We start from the raw sequence: 25,471 nt of genomic DNA on the forward strand, positions 1-25,471 counted from the left end.
TTCCAGACATCCGCTTAAGGAATACGGATTTAAACAAAACCATCATCATGAAACTTAATTTAAACATCCAACCATTAAACACCTGGTTAAACGTAAACAACGAACCATTAATCATTTCTGGTCCTTGTAGTGCAGAAACTGAAGAACAATTATTAACTACAGCACATTTATTGGCTGCTACTGGTAAAGTATCGGTATTGAGAGCTGGTATCTGGAAACCACGTACCCGTCCGGGAGAATTTGAAGGTATTGGAAGTATTGGTTTAGAGTGGTTAAAACGTGCTAAAGCAGAAACTGGTTTACCAACAGCTGTAGAGGTTGCTAATGCAAAACATGTTGAAGAGGCTTTAGCAGCTGGTGTAGATATTTTATGGATTGGCGCACGCTCTACTGTAAACCCTTTTACCGTTCAGGAAATTGCCGATGCTTTAAAAGGACATGATGTTCCGGTATTGATTAAAAACCCTGTTAATCCTGATTTACAATTATGGATTGGTGCAATTGAACGTATCAACGGTGCTGGAATTACTAAAATTGGTGCTATTCACCGCGGATTCTCTTCATTCGAGAAAAGTTCTTTCCGTAACGAACCAATGTGGGAACTTGCTATCCAATTAAAAACACTTTGCCCTGAGTTACCAATCATTAACGATCCAAGCCACATTTGCGGTAACCGTGAATTGATTCCTTACATTTCTCAAAAAGCATTGGATTTAGATATGCAAGGTTTAATGATCGAATCTCACGTAGATCCTTCAGTGGCCTGGACAGATGCTAAACAACAAGTTACCCCTGCTGCTTTAGCTGAATTGGTTGATCGTTTAACCGTTCGTGAACCGGAAGCACCAAACGAAGCTTTTGCTGATAAATTAGCTGACTTACGTAAATCAATCGATAAAATTGATGATATCTTATTACAGAAATTAGGTGAGCGTATGGCTATTGTAGAAAAAATTGGTGAGTTTAAACGCGATAACCAGGTAACTATTTTACAGGTTAACCGTTGGGATGCCATCATTAAAAAAGGTCATGCTTTTGCAAAAGCTTTAAAATTAGACTTAAACTTTACTGAGAAATTCTTAGAATTGATGCACGGTGAATCAATCCGTAAGCAAACTGAAATTATGAATGCTGGCAAAGCTGAACAAGGTATTGCTGCTGAGCAACATACTGAGGTTAAAGCATAGATGAGGTTAAAAGCTGAAAGACTAAAGCTTAAAGCTAAGTTTAACAGTGATGTCATTTTGAGCATGTTGAATACCTTACGGTAGTTTTCGATTAACTCAATTTGATATTAAACAATATAATGTAGTGTCAGATGAATATCTCTGACACTACATTTAAGAATAAAACAGAATAAAAATGTCGAAAAACGCCTTAGTTTCTTTTAAAGGAACCAAGAATATTGATACGGAAATCCAATTAACAGGTTCTAAAAGCGAATGCAACAGGGCTTTAATTATTAGCGCTTTAAGTAAAAAACTGGTTAAAGTAGAAAATCTTTCCAATGCTGCCGATACGGTAACATTAAACGGTATCTTAAACAAGTTGGGTGTTGAAACTAGTGATACAGGAGCAGAAGCTAAACTGAAAACTGCAAACTCTGAACTGGTTGATGTTGGCCCTGCTGGTACTGCCATGCGCTTCTTATCGGCTTATCTTTCCGCCAAAAATGGCAATTTCCTTTTAACTGGAACCGAGCGGATGAAACAACGCCCAATCGGGATTTTGGCTGAAGCGTTGCGAACAATCGGAGCTGATATATCCTATGCGGAAGCAGATGGTTTTCCACCGTTAAACATTGTTGGCCCTTTAAACCAAAAAGCAGCCGAAGTTAAAATCAAAGGCGATATCAGCAGTCAATATATTTCAGCTTTGCTGATGATTGCCCCTATCCTGCCCCAGGGATTAACTTTAGAGATTGAAGGCGAACTTACTTCTAAGCCTTATGTAGATATGACTTTGGATATGCTTGCCGAAGTTGGGATTGAACATGCCTGGAACGGAAATTCGATTACCATTAAACCACAGGCTTTTAAACCTGGCACCTTGGTTGTTGAACCTGATTGGAGTGCAGCATCTTATTGGTATAGCATTGCAGCACTGGCTGATGAGGCAGAAATTAGTTTACCTGCATTAAAAGAGAAAAGTTTGCAGGGCGATAGCCAGATCAAAAATATTATGAAGATTTTTGGCATCGCTACCAGCAAAACAGATAAAGGAATAGCCATTAGCAATTTAGGCCTTACTTTAGATACAAAAGAAGTTTTAGACTTAAAAACCTGCCCTGATTTAGCACAAACTATAGTGGTTATTGCGGCTGCTTTAGGTAAAAATATGGCTTTTACAGGCTTAGAAACCTTAAAAATTAAAGAAACAGACCGTGTTGCAGCCCTTCAGAACGAATTGGCTAAAATTGGGGTTACTTTTACAGAAGATAATCTGGTATATACTTTAAATACCGAAAATCTTCATTTTCCTGATAAAGTTACCTTTGCCACCTACGAAGACCACCGTATGGCGATGGCTTTTGCACCACTTGCACTATTAATTAACGAAGTTGAAATTGAAGAAATGCAGGTAGTAGAAAAATCTTATCCATATTATTGGGAAGATTTGAAAAAAGCAGGATTTGATGTGAAAGAGATTTGAGACACGAGATAGGAGATTTGAGAGAATCTATACCAGGGTTGAACACTAGATTAAATTAAGACAAATAAACAACAAGCTAACTAGATTTGAGTCGGGCTTGAGGTGTAAATCTCAAATCTATTATCTCAAATCTAACATCTAAATAATATGGCAGGCAATTCATTCGGGCAACTATTTCGCATCACTACCTTTGGCGAATCTCATGGCGTAGCAATTGGGGTAATTATTGACGGCTGTCCGGCGCAATTGGATATTGATATGGATTTTATCCAATCAGAACTGGATAAACGTAAACCGGGTCAATCCAAAATAACCACACAAAGGAAAGAAAGCGATACCGTTCAGATTTTGTCGGGCATTTTTGAAGGAAAAAGTACAGGTACACCGATTGCACTTTTAATTCCGAACGAAGATCAACGCTCAAAAGATTATGGCCACAATGTTGATGTTTACCGTCCGAGCCATGCCGATTATGTTTATGATGCAAAATATGGTATTCGTGATCACCGTGGCGGAGGCCGTTCTTCTGCCCGTGAAACAGCTGCTCGTGTAGCTGCAGGTGCAATTGCCAAATTGTTTTTAAAACAGCAGGGTATCGAAATTTTTGCTCACGTTACTTCAGTAGGTACTATCGAAGCACCAAATTTAGAAAGCAATGATTTAGCTGCGCTACTTCAAATCAGGGAAGAAAATATTGTGCGCTGCGCTGATCCTGCAACGGCACACGAAATGATTGAGTTTATTGATTCAGTTCGTAAAGACGGAGATACCGTTGGCGGAAAAATCGGTTGCGTAATAAAGGGTTGTCCGGCCGGTTTAGGAGAGCCAGTTTTTGATAAATTACATGCCGATTTAGGCAAGGCAATGCTGAGTATTAATGCCGTACATGGCTTTGAATATGGCTCTGGTTTTGCAGGAAGCGAATTAAGAGGATCGCAACACAACGATATTCCACAACCAAAGAATGCAGATGCTAAAGTATTTAAAACCACTACCAATTATGCCGGTGGTATTTTGGGTGGCATTTCTAACGGAATGGATATTACTTTTAAAGTAGCTTTTAAACCTGTTGCAACCATAATGCACAACCAGCAAACCATTAATGCCGCTGGTGAAGTTTCAGAAATTAAAGGAAAAGGCAGGCACGATCCATGTGTGGTTCCCAGAGCTGTGGTAATTGTAGAAGCGATGGCCGCCCTGGTTTTAGCTGATCAGTTTTTAAGAAATAAAGCAAGTGTAATTTAAACATGAGAATCATTACCATATTATTTCTGCTGGTGAGTATAAATACTTTTGCCCAAACCTATACTGAGCAGATTGCCCAGCACCGCGAAGCTTACAAGGCAGATTTTATAAAGGATAACAATTCTCCGCTTAAAAAGAAAGACCTGCAGAACCTACACTTTTTTGATGCAGACAGCACCTATAAGGTATTGGCTGAAGTAGAAATACTTAAAAATGAAAAAGTGTTTAAAATGCCAACTTTTAATGGAACAAGTAGCGATTATTTCAGGTTTGCACATGTAAATTTCAGTTTAAACGGTGTTAATATGCAAATGACATTGTATAGAAGTGTTTCGCTATCAACCAATCCGATTTATAAAGACCATCTTTTTCTTCCATTTACCGACGAAACCAATAATAAAGAAACTTATGGAGGTGGCAGATATATTGATCTGGATGCCAAAGATATTAAAGATAACCAGATTGAATTGGACTTTAACAAAGCCTATAATCCTTATTGCGCCTACAGCGATGGCTACCGCTGCCCCGTGCCACCAGAAGAGAACGATCTTCAATTGGCGATAAAAGCTGGCGAAAAATTATACACTGGCGAAAAGAAACACCGCTAATAAAAGTGTATAATAATTTAATCAAAAAATTGATACCTGACATGTATTATAATCTACATTTTAGTGTAAATTAGAAACATTAAGTATAATTTTTTGTTGTTCACTAAAATTAAAATAACCTATCCCTAAATGACCTATAGCTGCTTAATCGTTGATGATAACGAAATAGAAAGAGATGCAATTGAAATGCATCTTAAAAAAATCCCATCATTAAACATTATAGCAGTATGTAATAATGGTATCGAGGCTTCACAAATTTTATCAACCAATACCGTTGATATTGTTTATTCTGATATTGATATGCCCGAACTATCTGGTATGGATTTATTAAAAAGCCTTAAGCAACAGCCTTTATTTATATTTATTACCTCATTTAGCGAATATGCAGCAGAAAGTTTCAATCTTGATGCATTAGATTTCATTGTTAAACCTGCAACTTTTGAGCGCATTTTAAAGGCAACCAATAAAGCTATTGAATACCTCGAATTGAAAAAACTCGTAGGAAAAGAAAAAACCTATGATGACAATTCTACCAATGAGGAAGGTGGCGACCACTTCTTTTTTAGAGAAACCAAAGGCATTACCAAATTAAGATACGATCAAGTGATTTACATTGAAAGTATGGGCGATTTTTCTAAACTATTTACAAGTTCCGACAAGCATATTATTTTGGTTAGTTTGAAAAACCTTGAAAAACAATTGCCAGCCAAAATATTTTCAAGGGTACACAAGCAGTACATTATCAACATCAACCATATTACTACGTTAACTAACCACGAGGTGCATTTAGAGCACAATTTCCTTGTACCCATCAGTGCATCCAACCGTCAGGAATTGCTTGAGAAATCTATCGATAAAAAAATCTTATCCAGGTTTTTAAAATAATTATTTCTTCAATATAATTTTAAAGTAGCTACCACCTGAAGGATTAACATCAGCACTGATTTTGCCATCCATTAAACCGATAAAAGTTCGGCAGAGCAGTAAACCTAAACCGGTGCCTTTTTCTTTATTGGTACCCAAAGTACTCACTCCAGCACCAAGGTAACCGGGTTTATTAAAATGGTTTACCTGCACCTGTGTTAAACCAATGCCATTATCAGAGATTTTTAGCTCCATATAATTTTCCAATCCGGCTGCAGTAATTTCAATCAAACCACCATTGGGCGTAAATTTAATTGCATTGCTGATTAAATTGCGCAGCACCAGGCTAAGCATATTTTCATCTGCTTTACAAATGCTTTTCTCGGGTACCAGGTTATTGATGTTTAAATGCTTCTGACTGGCCACATCCTGTAAGGAAATAATCACCTCAGCTACCAAATAATGTATATCAAGCGACTCTAAATATGGATTGAAACCCTGCATTTGACTTGCCGCCCAATTGAGCAGATTCTCCATCATTGTAGAGGTATAGGTGAGGTTATTTTTAAGAGAAGCGGCATAACGGTTTAACTTTTCCTGCTCAATATTACCACCTTCCAACAATTGCATAAAGGAGATCAGTGAATTTACCGGCGTACGCATATCATGACTTACCACACTAAAAATACGGTCTTTAACCTTACTTAACTGCTCCAGTTCACGTTTTTGGTTATTGATAATCTTATTTAACCTGGTTGTTTTTCTCTGGTTAAAAAAAATAACCACGGCTATTATTAAAATTAGTGTAGCGGCAATGGTAAGAAATATTTTTACGCGCCAATCAAATTTAATTTGTTGCTCCTGTTTGCTAATCTGTTTATCTTTTACACTTGCCGCAATTTGTGCCTGAAATTTAGCATTTGCAAATCTCCCTTCCTGTGCCAAACGCTGAATATCAAGATCGGCTTTTGCTTTTTGGAACGTTAATAAATCTAAGGCGTTTTCTTTATCACTTAAGGCCAACTGTTGCCTACGCAGAATAAGCTCTTGCTGTTGTCTTTTTAACTCTCCTTCCGTAAGTTTTTGCTTCATTAAATAATCGCGTTCTTTTACGCCAAAATCAATCTGCATTTGCCTTCTGGTGATTTCTTTTTCTTTTTCCTGGTCAAAAATTTTATCCCTTAATACAATATACTGCTTGTAATAAGCCAACGATTTATTGTAATCTTTCTGCTTTTCATAAACGGCACTTAAGCATAAACTGGATTGCTTTTCAATTTCCAGAAACCTATTGTCTTCGGCTATTTTTAAACTGTTTTTAAGCAGGATCAAGGCATTATCGAGGTCATTTTGTTTTTGATAAAAATTACCCAGTGCATATAAACTGGAAGCATAGGATTCCTTATCATCCCTGGTTTTATTTAATTCAACCGATTTTTGGTAAGAAAGTAATGCGGCATCATTATCGCCAATAGCACTGTAAATATCAGCAAGATCGCGTTTCACTGTAGCCACAAGCCCGATATCATTAATGGCCTCTGCTACCTTAAGCGATTTATTATAATGCTCCAAAGCCAATTTAACCTTCTGTTTAGGCAACACATTCATTTCCATCAGCTCCTTATCTGAGGCTTCGAAATAGTTGGAACCTATTAATTCATACACCACAGCCACTCCCCTGGTGTTTTCACCATCTTTGAGGAAAACCTTTAATGCCATTTTCATGTACACTAAAGCCTGACTCTGATTGCCCAAATTTTGATATATGGTAGAAATATTGGTATAACAACTGGCCATGTCGGTTTCATTGCCCATTTTCTCATAAATCGCAATTGCTTTTTGATTTACATCCAGCGATTTAACATAATCCGGAATACTACCGTAAAGCGCTCCAAGGTTAAGATAGGTTCCGGCTTCCATATCCTGATTACCTATTGAAGCAAATTCAGCAACTGCATTAAGGTAGTTTTCTTCTGCCTTCTGGTAATCAGAACGGCCATGGTACATCAGTGCCCTACGGTAAAAGGCTATTGCAGAAAATTTCTTTAGGTTCTTTTCATGGGCAAGCTGGATCGTCTTATCTAAATATTCTTCAGATTTATCAATATTCCGCATCCTCATGTACTGACGGTAAACCTCAGTCAATATTTTTATCTTAGTAGAATCAGATTTTGTATTTTTTTGATTTAAACTTAAAAGGCTGTCTAGTCTTTTCTGCGGTGCACTCATTTGTGCAAAACCAGCGTTGCAAAGCAATAAAAACAACGAAATTACAATACCGGTTTTAAAAATACGGAGCGTGTAATTAATCTGTTTATTAACACAATACTGCTTCATTTCCCAGTAAAAACTAATCATTTTTACTCTTGGAAAATGCATGCAAAAAGCCTAAATAATTACAGTGTTTCACAATTGGGATGATATAAAACATACTGAGATAAAAAAAATGTTATGATTTATAAAAGTATATAAAAATTCGATTACTAAGTAACCGGATTTTTACCTTATTTATAAAAAACAATTATTTTTGTCTTAATGTGACTACAAGATTTTATGAATCGAAGATAGCAATCAGATGGAATCATATTGACCGCTATTTAGTTCAAAAGTTAAAATATTGCAGGGTATTTTGCCGGATTCGCATCATGCATCATTTGATAAATGGTTTCAATCACGTCATCTACAGATGGTTTACTAAAATAATCACCATCAGAACCGAACGGCGGACGGTGTGCTTTTGCCGATAATGTTTTTGGCTGCCCATCCAGGTGGAAATATCCTTTTTGTTCCTCTAAAATCTTTTGTAAGATATATGCAGATGCGCCTCCAGGAACATCTTCATCTACAATCAGTAATTTATTGGTTTTTGAAAGTGAACTTACACAAACATGGTTTATATCGAAAGGTAAAAGGGTTTGTGGATCTATAATTTCTACAGAAATACCCAAAAGACTTAATTCTTCTGCTGCCTCCTGAACTATTCTTAACGAAGAACCATAAGAAACTACGGTAATATCGCTTCCTTCTTCCAAAACTTCGGCTTTACCTAAAGGAACAGTAAATTCTCCCACGTTTGTAGGTAATTTTTCTTTTAAACGGTAACCATTTAAACATTCGATTACTACAGCAGGTTCATCAGCCCTAAAAAGGGTATTGTAAATTCCAGCAGCCTGTGTCATATTTCTGGGCACACATAGGTGTAAACCTCTTAATGAACCCAATAACATACTGATTGGCGAGCCGGAATGCCAGATACCTTCTAACCGGTGGCCGCGTGTACGCACAATAACGGGTGCTTTTTGAATGCCTTTTGTACGGTAAGAAAGTGAGGCTAAATCATCACTCAGCACATTTAATGCAAATATTAAATAATCAAGGTACTGTATTTCGGCAATGGGTTTTAAACCACGCATTGCAAGGCCTATTCCCTGCCCCATAATGGTCATTTCTCTAATCCCGGTATCGGTAATTCTTAATTCGCCATATTTGGCCTGTAAACCCGCAAAACCCTGATTCACATCACCAATATTGCCTAAATCTTCACCAAAAGCAACCAAACGCTGATCGCGGGCAAAATTTTCGTTAAAACAGGCGTTAAGTACTTCCCTGCCATCGACCATTTTAGACAGGTCATCATAAATTGGATCTACAACCGCAATTTTTGCAGGACTTTCCTTACCATCGGTATGTAGTTTTGAATTGTACCTGTCGTAATTAAATTTTTCCTGGTTTTTGTACCAGTTTAACAATTCATCACGCTCTGCTGAGCTGTTATTAACTGATAACCGGATCGCCTTGCGTGCAGCAACAAAAACCTCTCTGCGTTGTGCATCTGCAATTGAAGCTAAATTGGCAGCGATTTTTGCCAGCTCGGGCTGATGTTTAGCCACCCCACTGATCAGGTCAACAACTTGCTTATGCTCTGGCTTAATGCTATCTAAAAACTCATTCCAGGCTTCTTTTTGGGCATTACGAACAAATATTTTAGCTTCTTTCTCTATTTCTGCTATTTCTTCTTCTGTAGCAATTGCAGAATCGAGCATCCATTCACGCATTTTCAAAATACAATCGTGTTCAGTTTCCCAGGTTAAACGATCTTTCGATTTATAACGCTCATGAGAACCGGAAGTAGAATGCCCTTGAGGTTGAGTGAGTTCGGTTACGTGGATTAAAACCGGTACGTGTTCGGTTCTGCAAACATTTATTGCTTTTTCATACACTTCGCATAACGCGGGATAATCCCAGCCTTTTACTTTATAGATTTCGTATCCAGGTTGTTCTGGCTCGCGTTGAAAACCTTTTAAAACTTCAGAAATATCTTCTTTGGTGGTTTGGTATTTTGCCGGAACGGAGATTCCATAAGCATCGTCCCAAATGGAGATAGCCATCGGAATCTGCAAAACCCCTGCTGCATTAATGGCTTCAAAAAATACTCCTTCTGATGTAGATGCATTGCCGATGGTACCAAAAGCAACTTCATTACCATTAACAGAAAAATGTTTTAAATAGTCGAGTTCTCGATTTTGTCTGAACAGTTTAGATGCATAAGCTAAACCCAACAGGCGCGCCATTTGCCCTCCGGTTGGCGAAATATCTGATGAACAGTTTTTTATCTGTGTTAAATCGTTCCAACTGCCATCTTCATTAATTGATTTGGTAGCAAAGTGACAGTTCATCTGCCTGCCACCAGAAAAAGGATCGGCCCCATTGGTGGGATTTGCATAAAGTTGTGCAAAAAATTCTTTTATAGTGGAAATGCCTGTTGCGAAAGCAAAAGTTTGATCTCGATAATAACCCGAACGCCAATCGCCGTTTTTAAAAGCTTTGGCCATGGCAACCTGCGGAACCTCTTTACCATCTCCAAAAATGCCAAACTTAGCCTTGCCTGTCAATACTTCTCTACGACCTAAAACACTCGCCTGCCTACTTTCATAAGCTGTTTTATAGTCGTTTATAACAATTGATTTAAAATCATCAAAACTTAATTCAGAAGCATCAATAGGGTTGGTCATCAATTTTTCATTCGGCATAGTAATCAAAGATTGGTTGCGGCAAATATATACAAAATTAAAAGTTTGCCTTTAACCTCGATTGTAAAATTATATATCGATTTGCAAAATAATAATTGGAATAGTTTTTGTTTTAATCTGAAAACATTAAATTTGTTTTAGGAATTTAAAAATAAATTACAACCACATAACATGAAAAAGATCTTAGTATTATTCGCTTTTGTTTTAGGTTTTGGTATTGCTGCAAATGCACAAGCTAAACCTGCTGAATTTAAATTTGAAGCTGAAACGCACGATTTCGGTAAAATTGTTTTAAACAAACCAGTTACTTACGATTTTAAATACACCAATGTTGGCGAAGAGCCATTAATTATTACCAAAGCTGAAGCAAGCTGTGGATGTACTGTACCTAAATATACTTCTACACCACTAAAAAAAGGTGAAACAGGTGTAATTTCAGTAACATTTAATGCTGCTGCTGGTCCATCTACATTTTCAAAAGCTGTAACCATCACTTCAAATGCTAAAACACCTATAAAAGTGCTTTATATTAAAGGCGAAACTGTTGCCGCAGCATCAAAGTAATTTTTTAATCGATAATATTTAAAAAGTCCCGATTTTCATCGGGACTTTTTTATTTTTGTGCCATGCCAAAAATTTCACAAAAAGGGGTGCAGATGCCTGCATCGCCGATCAGAAAATTAACTCCCTTTGCAGATCAAGCTAAAAAAGATGGTAAAAAGGTTTATCATTTAAACATTGGTCAACCAGATATAGAAACCCCTGAAGGAATGTTAAATGCCATTAAAAACATTGATTTTAATGTTTGGGCCTATACACCATCAGAAGGTACTCTTGCTTACCGTTTAAAACTTACCGAATACTACAATAAATTAGGCTATAATATTACGCCAGAAAATATATTGGTAACCGTGGGTGGTTCTGAAGCGATAACCATTGCCATGCAAACCTGCGTAAACGAGGGGGATGAAATTATTATTCCAGAACCTTTTTACGCCAACTATAATGGTTTTGCATGTATGAGCAATGTGGTGGTGAAACCGATCCTATCGTATATCGAAAATGGTTTTGCCTTGCCTCCTATTGCTGAGTTTGAAAAACTGATTACTGAAAAAACCAAAGCTATAATTATCTGTAACCCCAATAACCCGACTGGTTATTTATACTCAAGAGAAGAATTAGAGGCTTTAAAAACGCTTTGTATTAAATACGACCTGTTTTTATTCTCAGATGAAGCTTATCGTGAATTCTGTTACGATGGCAGAGCATTTATTTCTCCAATGCATTTGGATGGTTTGGATGAAAATGTTGTTATTATGGATACGGTTTCTAAACGTTACAGTGCATGTGGTGCTCGTTTAGGCTGTTTAATTACTAAAAACAAAGAAGTTATTGCCTCAGGTTTAAAATTTGCACAGGCCAGGTTGAGTCCGGGTATGGTAGAACAGATTGCAGGAGCTGCTGCTGTAGATACACCAGATAGTTATTTTGAAAAGGTAAATACTGAATATACTTTACGCCGCGATACTTTGGTTGGCAGATTAAACAATATTGATGGAGTATTTTGTCCGAATCCGGGTGGTGCATTTTATGTTGTGGCTAAATTTCCGATTGACGATGCGGATAAGTTCTGTCAGTGGATTTTAGAAGATTTTAGTCATGATAACCAAACGGTAATGATGGCACCTGCTACAGGGTTTTACTCTACACCAGGCTCTGGCAAAAACGAGGTACGTATGGCATACGTATTAAATATTAATGATTTAAATGCTGCGATGGATTGTTTGGAAGTAGCTTTGCAGCAATATCCGGGCAGACAAGTATAGTTTGCAGTTTGCAGTTCACAGTTTTAGATGCCAAATATTAGATCCAATTATTTGTTACAATCATCTTTATGTTGGGTATGGAGAGGGATGCGTTTAAACAAGCAGTTATCAGGAAAAATAGCATTAAAAAAACTAACCTTAAATAAAAGTAAAGAGGTGATAGTATAAGTTCAGCGCACCTGACTCCATAAAGAATTTACAAAAAAGCCTGCAAATCAACGATTTGCAGGCTTTTTTTGTTTTTTTTGTGAATTTTGTTACTGCTTCCAGTGGAGCCGAAGGGAGTCGAACCCTTGTCCAGTTGTGAGATAAATTATACCTTCTACATGCTTATTTTTCAATTGATTTTCGGGAAATAAACGGGCTGAAAACCGACCTTATTTAAATCCTTAGATACTTTATCTCACTTTAAGTCGTATCTCCTTAAAGCCAGCTTTGTTGTTTCGATGCCCCGGATTCTAACCCAACAATGCAGCAGTTAGAGGGACAAAAGCTAGTTAGTTCTAAACTAAGCAGCTAAGGCGTAAGTATTTTCGCCAACTAAAATGTGATCGTTCACTTTAAGTGCTCTCCGAACAACGCACTGCATGCTAACATAACCTCCGCCACCCCGTCAAATCCAAGAACGGCCCCATTTTTAGTTTGCAGTTTTGAGTAACCAGTTTGCAAACCGAACTGCAAATATACAAATTAAATGCCAAATAATAGCTGTATCATATAAACAAACCTTAAATTTCAGTAACCTGCAAACCTAATATAATGTCAATCCCGACATTATTTATTGTTTTTTTCTACGTTATTAAACGCCTTGTAAAATTCTCATTTTATCCAATTGTTACGCCTGATGTCGATCATATCTGCAGCGAAAAGATAATCACCATTTTGTGTGTTCAAGATAACAATACTGTTAGGACGAATAAGTAATAAATTAAAAACCTATTTAACACTTACTACATACTTTGAATTGAATGTTTTCGGTTTTTCAGACCGCTATGGACAACAAATGCAAGGATAATAAAACTCACAGCGTAACAGGCATAAACAATACTTTTTCCGGTAGGATCGGTATTGTTTGAAACAGATATAGCCAGTAATGCCCAGATCCCAACCACTGCAAACTCGCGCAGGTTTCTTGTATAAACCATAACAACATTAATAAGGCCAGCTACGCAGATCATCGTAATTGCCCAGTTCACATCAGAAATGCCCCAACCTTCCCATCCTATCTTGGTCAGATAAGCAGAAATATTGGCTATAAAAGCTACAGTAATCCACCCAGAATACATTGCAAACGGCCAGTATATGAAAAGATATTCTTTCAAAGGATGAGCATCCAGTTCCATACGGGTATTGACGACAATCTTTAGCAGGCAAAAAAGAAGAATGGCCATAATCATAACCGAAATACCAGTATAATCATACAACCAGGACACTACCCAAAAGCAATTTAACAAACAGGATAGAACAAACCACCAGCTGATCTTGGACAAAATATCAGATCTGACCGGATCCCTTCTACCATTCACCCCGGTATAAAAAACAAAACCCAATAGCCCGAGATAAATAATGCCCCATATTGAAAATGCATATCCTGCAGGCGTAAAATAATTAAAATATCTATCAGAGACCGTTTTCATACTATTACCATTCAGCAGCCCTGCATTGGAAAGGTAATTGACCAATATCGTAATGACCAGAGTAAATCCATTGGCAAAAGGAAGAATTTTTTTAGCGCGATCCATTTTAAAATTAAAATATAATTTACCCAGATAAGGAAATTTGCAACAAAGGTTAATGATATACGATTAACACCAAGCACAAACAGATTGTTTGCATTCCGAAATGCTATGATCGCTGCTGGCGAAATCTCCAACTGCATGCAGCAATATTTATTTTTTAAAATAAGAATTTTTGTCAAGCCCCATAGTGAGCTGTCCTGCAACAAAACCAATAGCGGGATCGAAGGTAGCGCCGACAGATCCTACTATACACTCGTTGCGTTTAAGGCCGGCAATCGACATGATCTGCTGTACCGGCTGGATGCCGGTACAATGGGCACCCATGAAATATCGGACGCCGGCATTTTTTAAGGCATTAGCAGTCCAGTCGACCTGCTGGTCGGTTGCGGCCAAAAGATGAAACCCACCGATAGCGGCGTAAATCCGTTGACCCGGAAAATGCTTTTTAACCGCTTCAAGCAGGTTCACAGTACCACTATGCCCGCAGCCGGTGAGGAGTACCAATCCTTGGGTAGTGGAGATCACCATTGACATGTCTTCGGGGATCGTATCCTTTACGACTTCTCCGGAGGGTATCTGACGCTTTAACATCGCTGGATAATTTTTTTCCGGATAAATGCGTGGCACATCTTTACCTGTTAAATAGATGCCAGGTAAAATTTCCTTCCAGGTACTTATCGTTTCAATCTTCCCGCAAGTGGCTCTGTAAGCTACTGAATCTGATCTTAAATCATATTTCCCACCTGAGCCAAGTATTACCGGGTTAAAAAACCCTGGGGCAACATAGGTTAGCGCTAAAGCATTTTTGTTGATTTTCATGATGCCTTGGCGCAGCGGAAGCCAACCTGCAGTGTGGTCGGGATGACCGTGGCTTAACACAACAGTATGAATTCCTGACAGGTCTATGTGAAGCTCCCTGGCATTATCACGCACCACAAATTCACGTCCACCAGTATCAAACAGTATCCGGCTGCTATCGCATTCGATCAGTGCACCGAAGCCCCAGTCGCCAACACCCTCCTGGGCCAGCATAGTACTGAGAATAGTAATTTTTAAATTATTGACGTGGTGCGGCGTCTGCGCTGGCGACACAAAATAAAAACCCAACAGCGAAATTAATAAAATGAATTTTTTCATAAGACCAATTGAAACAAAACATAAGAAAATTTCAAACATACTGGCTGTTAACCGATTGCGTTATTAATTCAAAAACTCAGAATATCAGTATTACCAATAGTTAAGCAATCACTTTGACTGAAACTTATAATTATCCAACTGTTCATTCAGGTTATCGCGATACCTGAAGATTCGGTTATCTGGACAGACGATTACCGGTCGGAATTGATTAGCACAAAAAAGTCATGGAAAACCCGAGCATCTCAGCTATAAATGTGTTAAGATTTTGATAAATATATACTGATTCTAATTTCCGCTCTACATGATCACTGCTAGCGACATCTTCCAGTTTCTGTAAATAGTTAAACCTGTACCAGTTTTTATGAAATCAATCGATATTGTTTTCTTCTATCTAAGTTGCTATTCAACCTTATTTTTTTTTAAAGAAGAAAATTAATTTCAATCTCAAAATCAATCTAAATAATAACTGCTAGTTTCATTTTCGACAAAATTATTAAACAAAGTTTAATATAGTTAAACAAATAACTTAACATGCGCATTCTATTTTTGAAAAAAAAATGAGAAATGAGTTTAAAAAAATCAGGAAAATTGTTGCTGTTATTCTTCCTATTTGGATGTAATAGTGTGTTTGCACAAGTGATATTAAAGGGGCAGGTTTTAGATGAGGCTAAACAACCCATGCAAGGTGTAAGCGTTATGATTGCGGATAGCAAAACCGGTGTTTCCACCGACAAGGATGGTAGATTCACTATCAACGCAAGTATTGGAAAATCACTCCTTTTCAGGTATATTGGATACAGTACTCAACAAGTATTGATCAATAACCAAACGCCGCTATTGATCACTTTAAACCCTGATGGAGCATTATTGTCTGAAGTTGTAGTAACTGCGTTTGGCATAAAGAAAGAGGTTAAAAAACTTGGCTACTCGCAAACACAGATCAAGGGCGAAGAATTAACGATTGCCCGGGATGCAAATCCTTTAAATTCACTATCGGGCAAGGTAGCAGGTTTGCAGATAGGTGCAAGCTCTGAGTTTTTTGGCGCTCCGACTGTCGTTCTGCGTGGCAGTAAAGATGTGTTATACGTAGTGGATGGACAGCCGGTAAATTCGGACACTTATAACTTCAATGCCGATGATGTTGAAAGCTACACCGTACTAAAAGGACCAAATGCAGCTGCTTTATACGGATTTAGGGGAATAAACGGAGCCCTTGTTATCACCACAAAAAAAGGAACAAAAGCAAAAGAAGGCTGGCAGATAGATTTTAATAGCACTACCGAATTGGACAAAGGATTTGTGGTATTGCCAGAAAGCCAAACAGAATATGGGCGTGGCAGTAATTATCAATACTCATACGGCAATCAACTATACGATAACGGCCAGCGTTTACCAGAATGGGGACCAAGATTTGATTCAGGATTTTCGACACAACAATACGATAGCCCGTACGATCCCGTAACTGGAGTAAGGGGAAAAACACCCTGGCTTTCCCGGGGTGCCGATAACTTTGATAAGTTCGTTCAAAATGGCTATGTCAGCACAAACAGTGTTGGACTGGCTGCCAGCGGCGATAAATACGACATCCGCGTTTCTTATGGACATACTTTTCAACAAGGTATTTTTCCAAATACTAAGTTGAATATTGATAATTTTAAAATCAATGCCGGTTATCAGGTAACCAAAAAATTAAGAGCGGATGCTGATGTTAACTTAAGCCAGCAATATTCGCCAAATGTACCGGATGTACAATATAGCCCAAATAGTTATGTATATATGTTTAAAGTATACGGATCTTCAGATTATGATATCGATGATTTAAAAGATTACTATAAAGGCCCGCAAGGTGTACCTGGATTAACCCAGTATGCGCCAGAATATGGCCGCTTAAACAATGCCTGGTTTATGGCCAACGAATGGTTAAAGGGCAGACAAAAAACTGATATCTATGGGTCGTTAAAAGCAACCTACAAATTTAATAGCGATATCGATTTATCTTTAAGACAGTCGCTAAACACCTACGATCAAATAAATACCGAAGATGTACCTGCCTCTGCAAACTTAAACCTTTATTTGCCGTGGTATAGCTTTGGCTGGTATGGAGATTACAGAGAAGACCGCCGTAAGTTATTGGAAAACAATACTGATCTGATTTTAAATTATAGCCATAAGTTTGGTGATTGGGATATCAATGCCCTGGTGGGTGCAAACCAACGTTCTTTCACTTATGATTCGTCTTGGGGAACTACACAAGGGCTTTCTTTGCCGGGAGTTTATAATCTGAACAATTCATCTGCCAAACCATATATCTATAGTTTTTCTTCAAAAATGCAGGTGTATAGCGGCTTTTACTCATTCGATATTGGTTACAAAAACTATTTTAACATCAATACTACCAACCGGGTAGATAACCTGTCTACTTTACCCAAAGGTAGCAATACCTATTTCTATCCTTCAGTAGCCTTGAGTTCGGTGATTTCTGATTATGCTAAACTTCCGAAATTCATCTCGTTTCTGAAAGTGAGAGGATCTTATGCCGATGTAAAGGGGGGATTAACTTCTACTACAATCGGCTCATCATATAATGCGTTAACCTCTACCGCATTGGGAACAGGATGGAACAGCAGGCCTGTTACCGGATTGCCGGCTGCAGGTGGCTTGTTAGGTTATGGTACAGAAAATTACACCCCGTACAATGGACCAACTTATGTTAATGATTCACCGGTTGCATCAGGCACTTTCTATAATGGTACGCCTTCTATTACCCTATCAAATACAATTGCAAATCCCAATTTAAAGCCTTTCAACGTAGAATCTATAGAGGCGGGTTTTGATGTAAAATTTTTGGCAAATAGATTAGGTTTAAATGCTACTTATTTCACGACCACCAACGGACCGAATATTTTTCAGTTACCAGTTTCTACAGCTACAACATCTACCAACCGTATTATTAATGGGGTAACTACACTGAAAAAGGGGTTCGAAGTAGAATTGATGGGCACAGCGCTAAAAAGTGTCGACGGTTTAAACTGGGATATTAACCTAAACTATTCTACTTATAAGGAAACCTTAAAAGAGATCTATGGCAACGAACAGTTTTTGCAGCAGAATGGCCACAATTATGTGGTAGGCGATAGACTGGATGCTATTTATGGGACTAAATTTGTAAGAGACGACAAGGGAAACATCGTAAATTCTGCCGGTGGCCTACCGCTGCAATCGCCTGGAGGCATTGCCAACAATGGTTTTTTAGGTTATGCAAATCCGGATTTCTCTTTCGGCATCACAAACAGTTTCAGGTATAAGAATTTCTCGCTAAGCGTGCAGTTTGATGGCCGTATCGGAGGTAAAATCTACGATTTTGTATACTATAATACTTTAAACGGTGGTACAGGAATAGAAACCGCCACCGGTGATTTAGGTGCTGCCCGTTTGGCAGAATGGACCAGTACCGCAAACGGGACAAAAGCATTAACGCCATCTTATGTAGGCCCAGGAGTTAAAATCGTATCTGGAACACCGCATTTCACCAATGGGCAGATTGACAATTTAAAAGATCTGACCTTTGCGCCGAACGATTTCCCTGTATCTGTCCAAAGTTATATTTCCAGTGGTATTGGCGGTAATTTCGACGAGAATTATACCATCAGCCGCTCTTATGCCAAATTACGTGAAGCCTCTTTGGGATATAGTTTGCCAGCAAAAGTTTTAGCCCGTACGTTTATCAAAAAAGCAACTTTCTCATTGGTAGGACGCAACCTGCTTTACTTTGCGGGGCGTAAAGACATTGATCTGGATCAGTTTGCTTCAGGTTACAACGCTTCTGACAGAACCCTTGTTGGAACTAAAGCAGGCAGCGACCTTTCAAGCCCAACAGTTCGCCGTTATGGTTTCAATATTAATTTAACTTTTTAATCTTTCCATTTATGAAATTCAAAAATATAGCACACGTATTGTTAAGCATTAGTTGCTTAATGGCAATCGGTTGTCAAAAAGGAGAATTAGATACAAATCCTAATGTGGCGGGTGTTGACGGCATTATTCCAAGATCGCTTTTGCTTAACAACTTAACCTCTACTTTGATCCGTACCGATGAACAGCCCTGGGCATTATCGTCTGTAGGGGCACAGTACAGTGTTTCCAACTATCAATACTACCGGTTTAACAACAACTATAATTACGGTAACACCAGTGATAGTTATGATATCCTAAAATATGCTATAACTTTAGAGCAACAATCTGTTAAACAAGCTGGCGGCAGTAGCAATAATGTTTATTTTGCTCTTTCACAGTTTTTCAAAGCATATTCCGGTATTTGGTTAACACAAAGAGTTGGCGACATTCCTTTTTCACAGGCAGGAAACCTGAACAATTTAACGCCAGGTTATGACAGTCAGCATGATGTTTACAAAAGTGCGCTGGCTATGCTGGATAATGCCTCAACGGTAATGAAAAACCTGATTGCAGCAACACCCACTCTGGCTACGCAAAAGGTTGATGCGGGTGGGGATATTTTTAATCTCACCTACTTACAGTGGCAAAAACTAATCAATACTTATACTTTGCGCACCCTGATCAGCTTAAGCAAAAGGGCGCAGGATAATGGAGATCTACAAGTACTACAGAAGTTTGCGGCGATCGTAAATAACCCAACGCAGTATCCGATTATGACGGGTAATGGCGACAACATGGTTTATGTGTACAATGCGGTAAACAGATATCCAATTTATACTTTGCTATATAATTCTTACAATAACTTTTCCAATATCGGTAGCACCTATCTTTCAATAGGATCCCAAACGAAGGATCCGCGTATCCTGGTTACCTCTACCCCTGCCCCTGCACAGGTAACAGGCGGTAAGGCCGTGAGTGATTTTTCTGCCTACGTAGGTTCTGATATTAACCTTGCCCAATCTGTACTGCTGAACAACTCTAACAACGGGATGTATTCATTTGCAAATTACAACCGTTATTACGTTTCTCAAACTGGAGCAAATGCCGAACCATTTATCTTCATCGGCTATCCAGAAATGTGTTTCAACATTGCTGAAGCCGTTAATAGAGGATGGGTAACAGGACAAACTGCCAGCAGCTGGTATTTAAAGGGAATCAATGCATCATTGGCCAATTACGGTTTAACAGAAGGACAGGTTATCACCATCAATTTCCCAATTGGATCTACAGATGTAAAAATTAATCCAACTGGTTTAAAGCAAGGTTCCGCCTGGGGAACCGCCACGGTAAATATCTCTGAATTTTTAGCTAAAATAAATTATGCGGGAGATAATAACATAGGTTTAAATCAGATTTTAACTCAAAAATACATGGCCATGTTTAACAATTCTGGTTGGGAAGCTTTTTATAACTATCGCCGTACAGGAATACCGGCGTTGCTAAGCGGAGGTGCCGGAATTGGAACAGCCAACGGTGTACTGCCACGCAGATGGATGTACATGGCAACAGAATCAGCCTATAATACACAGAACTTTAAAAAGGCGATTGATACTCAGTTTGGCGGGTCTGATGATCCTTTAAAAGACACTTGGTTAACCAAATAAATCAAAATAGAAGAACAATATATTTCCATTTTTACCTTAAGAATAGGCGCTGTTACCAGTGCCTATTCTTTTGATCCCGGCTGTCGATGCAGCGGCATTTTTGCAATCACTATTATCTGTGTGACATTGAAAAGAAGTGCTTCTTGGAAACGTCCAGACGCCCCGTTTATGTAATTATTACAAATCTGCCCGCCTCATTGACCGAAAGGTATCCACCGAAATTTAATTTGAATTCAGAGATATGAATCAAAATTTCCTAATAAACATAAAGCTCTGCAACAACAGGTTAAACCCGGATGTTCATTAAGATTCAACTCCGCTGTGTTAATACGCCAGGCTGTTTATAGTAATTCTACTTGCTAAATATTTTAATCCAGGAGATTAACCTGTAATCTTAATCTAATGCTATAGATTTCATCTTTTTACTTGGACTGAAACCCTTTCCTACCAAAATACCGTCTAGTGTTACTGCAATTACGCTTGCCGACTTATCCGGCGCAATAGTGGGCAGCCCGCTTATAAGCAGTGAACCATGTTTATCCTGTTTGATTTCCAATTTATCTATTTCACCCATTAATGTTGCCCTAACTGCCCGGGCCGATAGCCCATCGAGTTTCAGTTTACCATCAGTTGGCCAGTTAAAAACGGATAAATAAAGTGTAGTGGTTTTGGTATCTTTTGCAGTAATTCTACCCCAATTTACACCGTTTACCGGATTGGCATGGGAACCATATATTGATGCACCGTATTTTTTCATCCATTCTCCGATATCGCTTAGTCGCTCTATACTCTCCTTTGGAAAAGTGCCATCTGCTTTCGGTCCCACATTAAGTAAATAATTCCCTCCTTTTGAGGCAATATCAATCAGATTCTGCAACAGTTCGGTAGAAGATTTCCAATTCTTATCTGTGTTTCGATAGCCCCATGAATTATTCATTGTCATGCAGTTTTCCCAGTCTTTACCATCCAGCTCAGCAAGGTCTGGAATCTTTTGCTCTGGTGTTTTATAATCTCCGGCAAATTGTGGTTTCTTGCTAAGCCTGTTGTTTGTAATCACATTAGTATAGGGTGCCAACGCTTTTTGCAGCTTTTCTGCCTGCTCATCTGTAATGTACGCCGGGGTATCCCACCAGAGTACTGCTACCTCTCCATAATTTTCCATGAGTTCTTTAACCTGTGGTACAGCTACTGAATTGATGTAATCATCAAATGTTTTAGTATCCTGAACAGGATCCCAATGGCCTTTATGTGCCAAGGTGTAAGCATCGATCCGAGCGCTATCGGGATTATCCCAACCCTGCTTTACAGGCCGCCTGTGTACTGCGCCTCCCGGATTGCCCCAGTCTTGCTCTTGTGAATAATAGAACCCCAGTTTCATTCCTTGTTTTTTGCAGGCCTCAGCTAAGGGTTTCAATAAATCTTTACCGTATTTTGTGGCATCTACAATGTCCCAATCGGTTGCTTTACTATCAAACAGGGCAAAACCATCATGGTGTTTAGCAGTTATCACAATATATTTCATCCCCGCGTTTTTTGCCATCCTAACCCACTCATCTGCATTGTATTTTAAGGGGTTAAAGTTTCTTGCCGTGTCTTTATACACCTGTACAGGAACTTTCATCCGGTTTAAAAGCCATGCGCCGTCAGCTACCTTTTGCTCAATACCGTTATACCTGCCCGCAAACTGTGCATACACACCGAAATGGATAAACATTCCGAAACGGGAGTTTCGCCACCATTCCATTTTAACATCCTGAGCCGTTGGTTTGGCAACCACCTGAGCGGAAATGGTATGGCCAATTGTGAAAAAGAGCAAAAAGATAGGGATGATTTTTCTCATATGTTGTTAATTATTCAGCCAAAACATCTTTCTTTTTTTGACTGGTTTTTATTTGGTTTGGTTTGATAACCCAATTGCTATTTCAAACCTAAGCACTATTAAATGTACGGTATATCAGTTTTGAACAAAACTCTTTTAAAATTGGCTAAACAGTTGCTTCCTTATTTTTAGAATGCTTTCGCCAAAAACAATAATAATCTTTATCCCAAAGTCTGTTGGAATACAATCAAAACTTTATTCAGCTTTTAAGGGTTAACGTCAATCTGGGGAGTGCCCGATCCATCTTTTACAAGTATGATCCAATGGTAGTTGAACCTACAGATGTCTGCATTGCCCAAGGAATTTTCGGTACCCAATATTTTCCACCTGTCAAAACCTTTTTGAACTCACTCTGGTTTCCATTATTTCATATCACATTAATACAGATTTATAATGGGTGAAACAACACAGAAAATAGCATATACCTACCTCCTGGATCCCAATCTGGATACTGTTAACTGGCAAGAAGTACTTGGTTTGTTCCAAAAGGTAAACTGGAAGCACCGGATCGCAGAGGAAATTAGAAATGCATTTATAATCAGCACAACCACTATTTTCATTTATGACCGGGAGCGGCTCATCGCTTTTGGACGTGTGGTTGGAGATGGGAGATATTATGCAATGCTGGCAGATATCATTGTAGATCCAGACTATCAGGGCCAGGGATTGGGAAAATACTTAGTAAATGCGTTAAATGATCAACTAAAAAACTATCATTTTGTAAATCTTAGTGCTGCCCCAGGAGCCGATCGGTTTTATAAATCCCTTGGATGGAAAAAACAAACAACAGCCTATATTTGGCCACAAGGGCCAAAACAGCTTCGTCAGCATTGCGAACCAGACTAAACTATATTAGTTAATGAAAAGGAATTACAAATGCTTAGAACACAAACATGCAAAAAGTTGTTGTTCAAAGATGGAAACGAATGTAACCGGCCTATTTTTATACCACGACTTTATTGACGAAGCAAGAGAAAATCAATTAATGGCAGAAATTGACAGCCAGACCTGGACTATAGATTATACAAGGCGGTTGCAATATTACGGCTACCGCAACGAACTGGAGAAACCTTACAACCTGATCCCTTTCCCAATCGAAATCCCACCACAGATTTATCAGTTATCGAAAGAAATTGTGCAGCAAAAAATACTGATCGAAGAGCCAGACCAGGTTATCATAAACGAATATGTTCCGGGAGAGGGCATAAAAGATCACAAAGATAGGGCTTATTACGAAAACCAGATCTGCGGAGTAAACCTTGGAAGCGGATGTATTATGCGGTTTATCAGAGGGAACAACCTTGAGGTTATCGATGTGGAGATACCCAGACGCTCCCTTTACCTTATGCAGGACGATGCGCGCAAAAAGTGGAGCCATGGGATACCACCCAGAAAAAAAGACCAGGTAAACGGCGCGATCAAACATAGGGAAAGAAGGGTGTCCATCACTTACCGAAAGGTTAAGCCCAAACTGGTGCACCCTATAAATCCTGACGGCAAAGTGGCGGAAATTCTGCGGGTAAAATTCAATATTGGATAGAAAGCAGCTATTGATACAAAGCCAAAGTTTTTTTAAAATAGATCTTTCCCCGGTCGTAATGTGAAGATCTTTTCTATAATGGATTTGCCTTAAACAGACTTAGGATTTTTGTGAAACAATTCCCTGTTATATTTTACTACATCTGGATGATTTGGGTATGATGGTAAAGAAGAAAGATCAGCGATAGCCTTATCCCTTAAGGAAGGTGCTTTTTCTTTTTCACCATCAGAAAGCGCCTGTTTTAATTCTTCTGCATTGAGTTCGGTGCAGTAAGCTGGTGTTCCTGGCTGATGTCTCCAGGATTCAGAAAGCACCCCTGAGTCAACTGTATCATAACCGGCATCATTAATTAAGCCTGAAATTATTTTTTTGGCCGCTGTATCATCACCCGCAATAGCCATTGCTATTCTATCTTTTGCACCGGGTCTTTTTCCTCCGTTTGCCAATGTTTCTGCCAGTAAATTATTGAAAGCCTTGATTACGGGCCTCCCCAACTGTTCAGATACCCAAACACTTTCCACTTTTCCGTTTTTAATCTCTTCAATATCTGAATCACGGAAAGGATAGTAATTTGATGTATCAACCACAATTACATGCGCTGGAATATTTTTTAATAAATCTTTGGGCAAAGTTGGAATTGCAACCGTTGGCACTGATATGATAATCACATCTACGCCTTTTACTACATCATTTAAAGTTGCACTTGCGACACCTAATTCTTCTGCACGGGCATTTAATTTTTCAGCATCACCCGAATTATTTACTTTCACCCGGTGGCCAGCTGCTGCCATTTTTTTTGCAATTGTACCGCCTATTGCACCGGTACCTATAATTCCTATGTTCATAATTACATTTTTTTTGAATAGTGCAACAAAATTAACGAAATATTACTTTCCTTTGTATAGTACTTTCCCAAAGGAAAGCAATTTTAAATTGTTTATGGCAAAGAAAAAAGTTTACTGCGAATGTCTCAATACGGTGAAACCGGTAAGGGATACGCTTGAAGTTATTAATGGAAAATGGAAATTACCAATCATCATTTCGGTGGGCGTTGGTAACAACCGATTTACCGACATCCAGGAAAGTATTCCTGGATTAACCCCAAAAGTATTGGCTAAGGAGCTCAAAGATCTTGAACAGCAAAAGCTAATTAAAAGAGTAATTGTTGATGATTACCCCGTTAAAATTTCTTATCATCTCGAGCCTTATGCCGATACCTTAACACCTATTATTTACGCTATGAAAGATTGGGGGCTGAACCATAAAGAGAAGATTTTTAAGGAACAATAAAAGTGATATTGATAATAGTTTCTTTCTCCTATACTATCCTACAAACTTATTCTTCACCACTTTTACAAAAATTAATATCGCTTCAAAAGCTCAAAAAGGTTCG

General features: G+C 38.5%; 18 protein-coding genes and 1 other RNA gene. 12 read left to right on the top strand and 7 right to left on the bottom strand.

What is annotated here, in order from left to right; translation table 11 throughout:
• The first annotated feature begins 47 nt into the window (after window positions 1-47).
• The 5 genes from ACZZZW_RS19325 (at window position 48) to ACZZZW_RS19345 (ending at window position 5,390) form a co-directional block, all read left to right on the top strand.
• Window positions 48-1,187: a chorismate mutase gene (locus ACZZZW_RS19325; protein ID WP_057934078.1), complete on the top strand. Its 1,140-nt coding sequence runs from the start codon at window positions 48-50 to the stop codon at window positions 1,185-1,187.
• Between the two features lie 175 nt (window positions 1,188-1,362).
• Entirely contained in the window at window positions 1,363-2,652 is a 1,290-nt protein-coding gene (gene aroA / locus ACZZZW_RS19330; RefSeq protein ID WP_463495925.1) for a 3-phosphoshikimate 1-carboxyvinyltransferase, read from the top strand.
• A gap of 147 nt (window positions 2,653-2,799) precedes the next feature.
• Window positions 2,800-3,897, top strand: coding sequence for a chorismate synthase (gene aroC, locus ACZZZW_RS19335; RefSeq protein WP_463495927.1), 1,098 nt, complete (start codon window positions 2,800-2,802; stop codon window positions 3,895-3,897).
• Between the two features lie 2 nt (window positions 3,898-3,899).
• Window positions 3,900-4,505, top strand: coding sequence for a DUF1684 domain-containing protein (locus ACZZZW_RS19340; RefSeq protein WP_463495929.1), 606 nt, complete (start codon window positions 3,900-3,902; stop codon window positions 4,503-4,505).
• Between the two features lie 129 nt (window positions 4,506-4,634).
• A complete protein-coding gene (locus tag ACZZZW_RS19345; RefSeq protein WP_463495930.1) occupies window positions 4,635-5,390 on the top strand; it encodes a LytR/AlgR family response regulator transcription factor in 756 nt (251 codons plus the stop codon).
• Here the strand turns inward: ACZZZW_RS19345 and ACZZZW_RS19350 are convergent, their stop codons facing one another.
• The gene (locus ACZZZW_RS19350; RefSeq protein ID WP_463495932.1) at window positions 5,391-7,727 is read right to left on the bottom strand and encodes a tetratricopeptide repeat-containing sensor histidine kinase; all 2,337 of its coding nucleotides are present in this window, start codon (window positions 7,725-7,727) and stop codon (window positions 5,391-5,393) included.
• Window positions 7,728-7,978: 251 nt separating this feature from the next.
• Complete coding sequence (locus tag ACZZZW_RS19355; RefSeq protein WP_463495934.1) at window positions 7,979-10,399, bottom strand: alpha-ketoacid dehydrogenase subunit alpha/beta; 2,421 nt, start codon at window positions 10,397-10,399, stop codon at window positions 7,979-7,981.
• Between the two features lie 171 nt (window positions 10,400-10,570).
• Between ACZZZW_RS19355 and ACZZZW_RS19360 the strand changes: the two genes are divergently transcribed.
• Entirely contained in the window at window positions 10,571-10,963 is a 393-nt protein-coding gene (locus ACZZZW_RS19360; protein ID WP_055907329.1) for a DUF1573 domain-containing protein, read from the top strand.
• A gap of 62 nt (window positions 10,964-11,025) precedes the next feature.
• Complete coding sequence (locus ACZZZW_RS19365; RefSeq protein WP_055907046.1) at window positions 11,026-12,225, top strand: pyridoxal phosphate-dependent aminotransferase; 1,200 nt, start codon at window positions 11,026-11,028, stop codon at window positions 12,223-12,225.
• Between the two features lie 267 nt (window positions 12,226-12,492).
• Here ACZZZW_RS19365 and ssrA read toward each other — a convergent pair.
• The 3 genes from ssrA to ACZZZW_RS19380 form a co-directional block, all read right to left on the bottom strand.
• Window positions 12,493-12,858: a transfer-messenger RNA gene (gene ssrA / locus ACZZZW_RS19370) on the bottom strand.
• Between the two features lie 317 nt (window positions 12,859-13,175).
• The gene (locus ACZZZW_RS19375; RefSeq protein ID WP_463495937.1) at window positions 13,176-13,967 is read right to left on the bottom strand and encodes a hypothetical protein; all 792 of its coding nucleotides are present in this window, start codon (window positions 13,965-13,967) and stop codon (window positions 13,176-13,178) included.
• 147 nt (window positions 13,968-14,114) lie between these two features.
• A complete protein-coding gene (locus tag ACZZZW_RS19380) occupies window positions 14,115-15,140 on the bottom strand; it encodes an MBL fold metallo-hydrolase (RefSeq protein WP_463495938.1) in 1,026 nt (341 codons plus the stop codon).
• Between the two features lie 525 nt (window positions 15,141-15,665).
• Between ACZZZW_RS19380 and ACZZZW_RS19385 the strand changes: the two genes are divergently transcribed.
• Window positions 15,666-19,016, top strand: coding sequence for a SusC/RagA family TonB-linked outer membrane protein (locus ACZZZW_RS19385; RefSeq protein ID WP_463495940.1), 3,351 nt, complete (start codon window positions 15,666-15,668; stop codon window positions 19,014-19,016).
• Window positions 19,017-19,027: 11 nt separating this feature from the next.
• Window positions 19,028-20,659 carry a SusD/RagB family nutrient-binding outer membrane lipoprotein gene (locus ACZZZW_RS19390; RefSeq protein ID WP_463495942.1) on the top strand — a complete coding sequence of 544 codons (1,632 nt, stop codon included), beginning with the start codon at window positions 19,028-19,030 and terminating at the stop codon, window positions 20,657-20,659.
• Between the two features lie 394 nt (window positions 20,660-21,053).
• Here the strand turns inward: ACZZZW_RS19390 and ACZZZW_RS19395 are convergent, their stop codons facing one another.
• The gene (locus ACZZZW_RS19395; RefSeq protein WP_463495944.1) at window positions 21,054-22,499 is read right to left on the bottom strand and encodes an alpha-L-fucosidase; all 1,446 of its coding nucleotides are present in this window, start codon (window positions 22,497-22,499) and stop codon (window positions 21,054-21,056) included.
• A gap of 432 nt (window positions 22,500-22,931) precedes the next feature.
• Between ACZZZW_RS19395 and ACZZZW_RS19400 the strand changes: the two genes are divergently transcribed.
• Both ACZZZW_RS19400 and ACZZZW_RS19405 read left to right on the top strand, forming a co-directional pair.
• Complete coding sequence (locus ACZZZW_RS19400; RefSeq protein WP_055907012.1) at window positions 22,932-23,384, top strand: GNAT family N-acetyltransferase; 453 nt, start codon at window positions 22,932-22,934, stop codon at window positions 23,382-23,384.
• A 70-nt stretch (window positions 23,385-23,454) separates the two neighbouring features.
• Window positions 23,455-24,078 (top strand): alpha-ketoglutarate-dependent dioxygenase AlkB, encoded by a 624-nt coding sequence (locus ACZZZW_RS19405; RefSeq protein ID WP_463495946.1) that lies wholly within the window; start codon window positions 23,455-23,457, stop codon window positions 24,076-24,078.
• Window positions 24,079-24,167: 89 nt separating this feature from the next.
• Here the strand turns inward: ACZZZW_RS19405 and ACZZZW_RS19410 are convergent, their stop codons facing one another.
• Entirely contained in the window at window positions 24,168-24,923 is a 756-nt protein-coding gene (locus tag ACZZZW_RS19410) for an NADPH-dependent F420 reductase (RefSeq protein WP_463495948.1), read from the bottom strand.
• Window positions 24,924-25,017: 94 nt separating this feature from the next.
• On the opposite strand from ACZZZW_RS19410, the gene ACZZZW_RS19415 reads away from it, so the two are divergent.
• Complete coding sequence (locus tag ACZZZW_RS19415) at window positions 25,018-25,368, top strand: winged helix-turn-helix transcriptional regulator (protein ID WP_463495949.1); 351 nt, start codon at window positions 25,018-25,020, stop codon at window positions 25,366-25,368.
• Window positions 25,369-25,471: the final 103 nt, after the last annotated feature.

It is taken from the genome of Pedobacter sp. AC379 (assembly GCF_979258145.1).

Excerpts from the sequence above, each read along its gene's own strand:
- ACZZZW_RS19340 (WP_463495929.1), top strand. The coding sequence starts at position 3,900 with ATGAGAATCATTACCATATTATTTCTGCTGGTGAGTATAAATACTTTT.
- aroA (WP_463495925.1), top strand. The coding sequence starts at position 1,363 with ATGTCGAAAAACGCCTTAGTTTCTTTTAAAGGAACCAAGAATATTGAT.
- ACZZZW_RS19350 (WP_463495932.1), bottom strand. The coding sequence starts at position 7,727 with ATGATTAGTTTTTACTGGGAAATGAAGCAGTATTGTGTTAATAAACAG.
- ACZZZW_RS19400 (WP_055907012.1), top strand. The coding sequence starts at position 22,932 with ATGGGTGAAACAACACAGAAAATAGCATATACCTACCTCCTGGATCCC.
- ACZZZW_RS19410 (WP_463495948.1), bottom strand. The coding sequence starts at position 24,923 with ATGAACATAGGAATTATAGGTACCGGTGCAATAGGCGGTACAATTGCA.
- ACZZZW_RS19415 (WP_463495949.1), top strand. The coding sequence starts at position 25,018 with ATGGCAAAGAAAAAAGTTTACTGCGAATGTCTCAATACGGTGAAACCG.
- ACZZZW_RS19345 (WP_463495930.1), top strand. The coding sequence starts at position 4,635 with ATGACCTATAGCTGCTTAATCGTTGATGATAACGAAATAGAAAGAGAT.
- ACZZZW_RS19405 (WP_463495946.1), top strand. The coding sequence starts at position 23,455 with ATGGAAACGAATGTAACCGGCCTATTTTTATACCACGACTTTATTGAC.
- ACZZZW_RS19380 (WP_463495938.1), bottom strand. The coding sequence starts at position 15,140 with ATGTTTGAAATTTTCTTATGTTTTGTTTCAATTGGTCTTATGAAAAAA.
- ACZZZW_RS19395 (WP_463495944.1), bottom strand. The coding sequence starts at position 22,499 with ATGAGAAAAATCATCCCTATCTTTTTGCTCTTTTTCACAATTGGCCAT.
- ACZZZW_RS19355 (WP_463495934.1), bottom strand. The coding sequence starts at position 10,399 with ATGCCGAATGAAAAATTGATGACCAACCCTATTGATGCTTCTGAATTA.
- ACZZZW_RS19360 (WP_055907329.1), top strand. The coding sequence starts at position 10,571 with ATGAAAAAGATCTTAGTATTATTCGCTTTTGTTTTAGGTTTTGGTATT.
- ACZZZW_RS19375 (WP_463495937.1), bottom strand. The coding sequence starts at position 13,967 with ATGGATCGCGCTAAAAAAATTCTTCCTTTTGCCAATGGATTTACTCTG.
- ACZZZW_RS19365 (WP_055907046.1), top strand. The coding sequence starts at position 11,026 with ATGCCAAAAATTTCACAAAAAGGGGTGCAGATGCCTGCATCGCCGATC.
- ACZZZW_RS19385 (WP_463495940.1), top strand. The coding sequence starts at position 15,666 with ATGAGTTTAAAAAAATCAGGAAAATTGTTGCTGTTATTCTTCCTATTT.
- aroC (WP_463495927.1), top strand. The coding sequence starts at position 2,800 with ATGGCAGGCAATTCATTCGGGCAACTATTTCGCATCACTACCTTTGGC.
- ACZZZW_RS19390 (WP_463495942.1), top strand. The coding sequence starts at position 19,028 with ATGAAATTCAAAAATATAGCACACGTATTGTTAAGCATTAGTTGCTTA.
- ACZZZW_RS19325 (WP_057934078.1), top strand. The coding sequence starts at position 48 with ATGAAACTTAATTTAAACATCCAACCATTAAACACCTGGTTAAACGTA.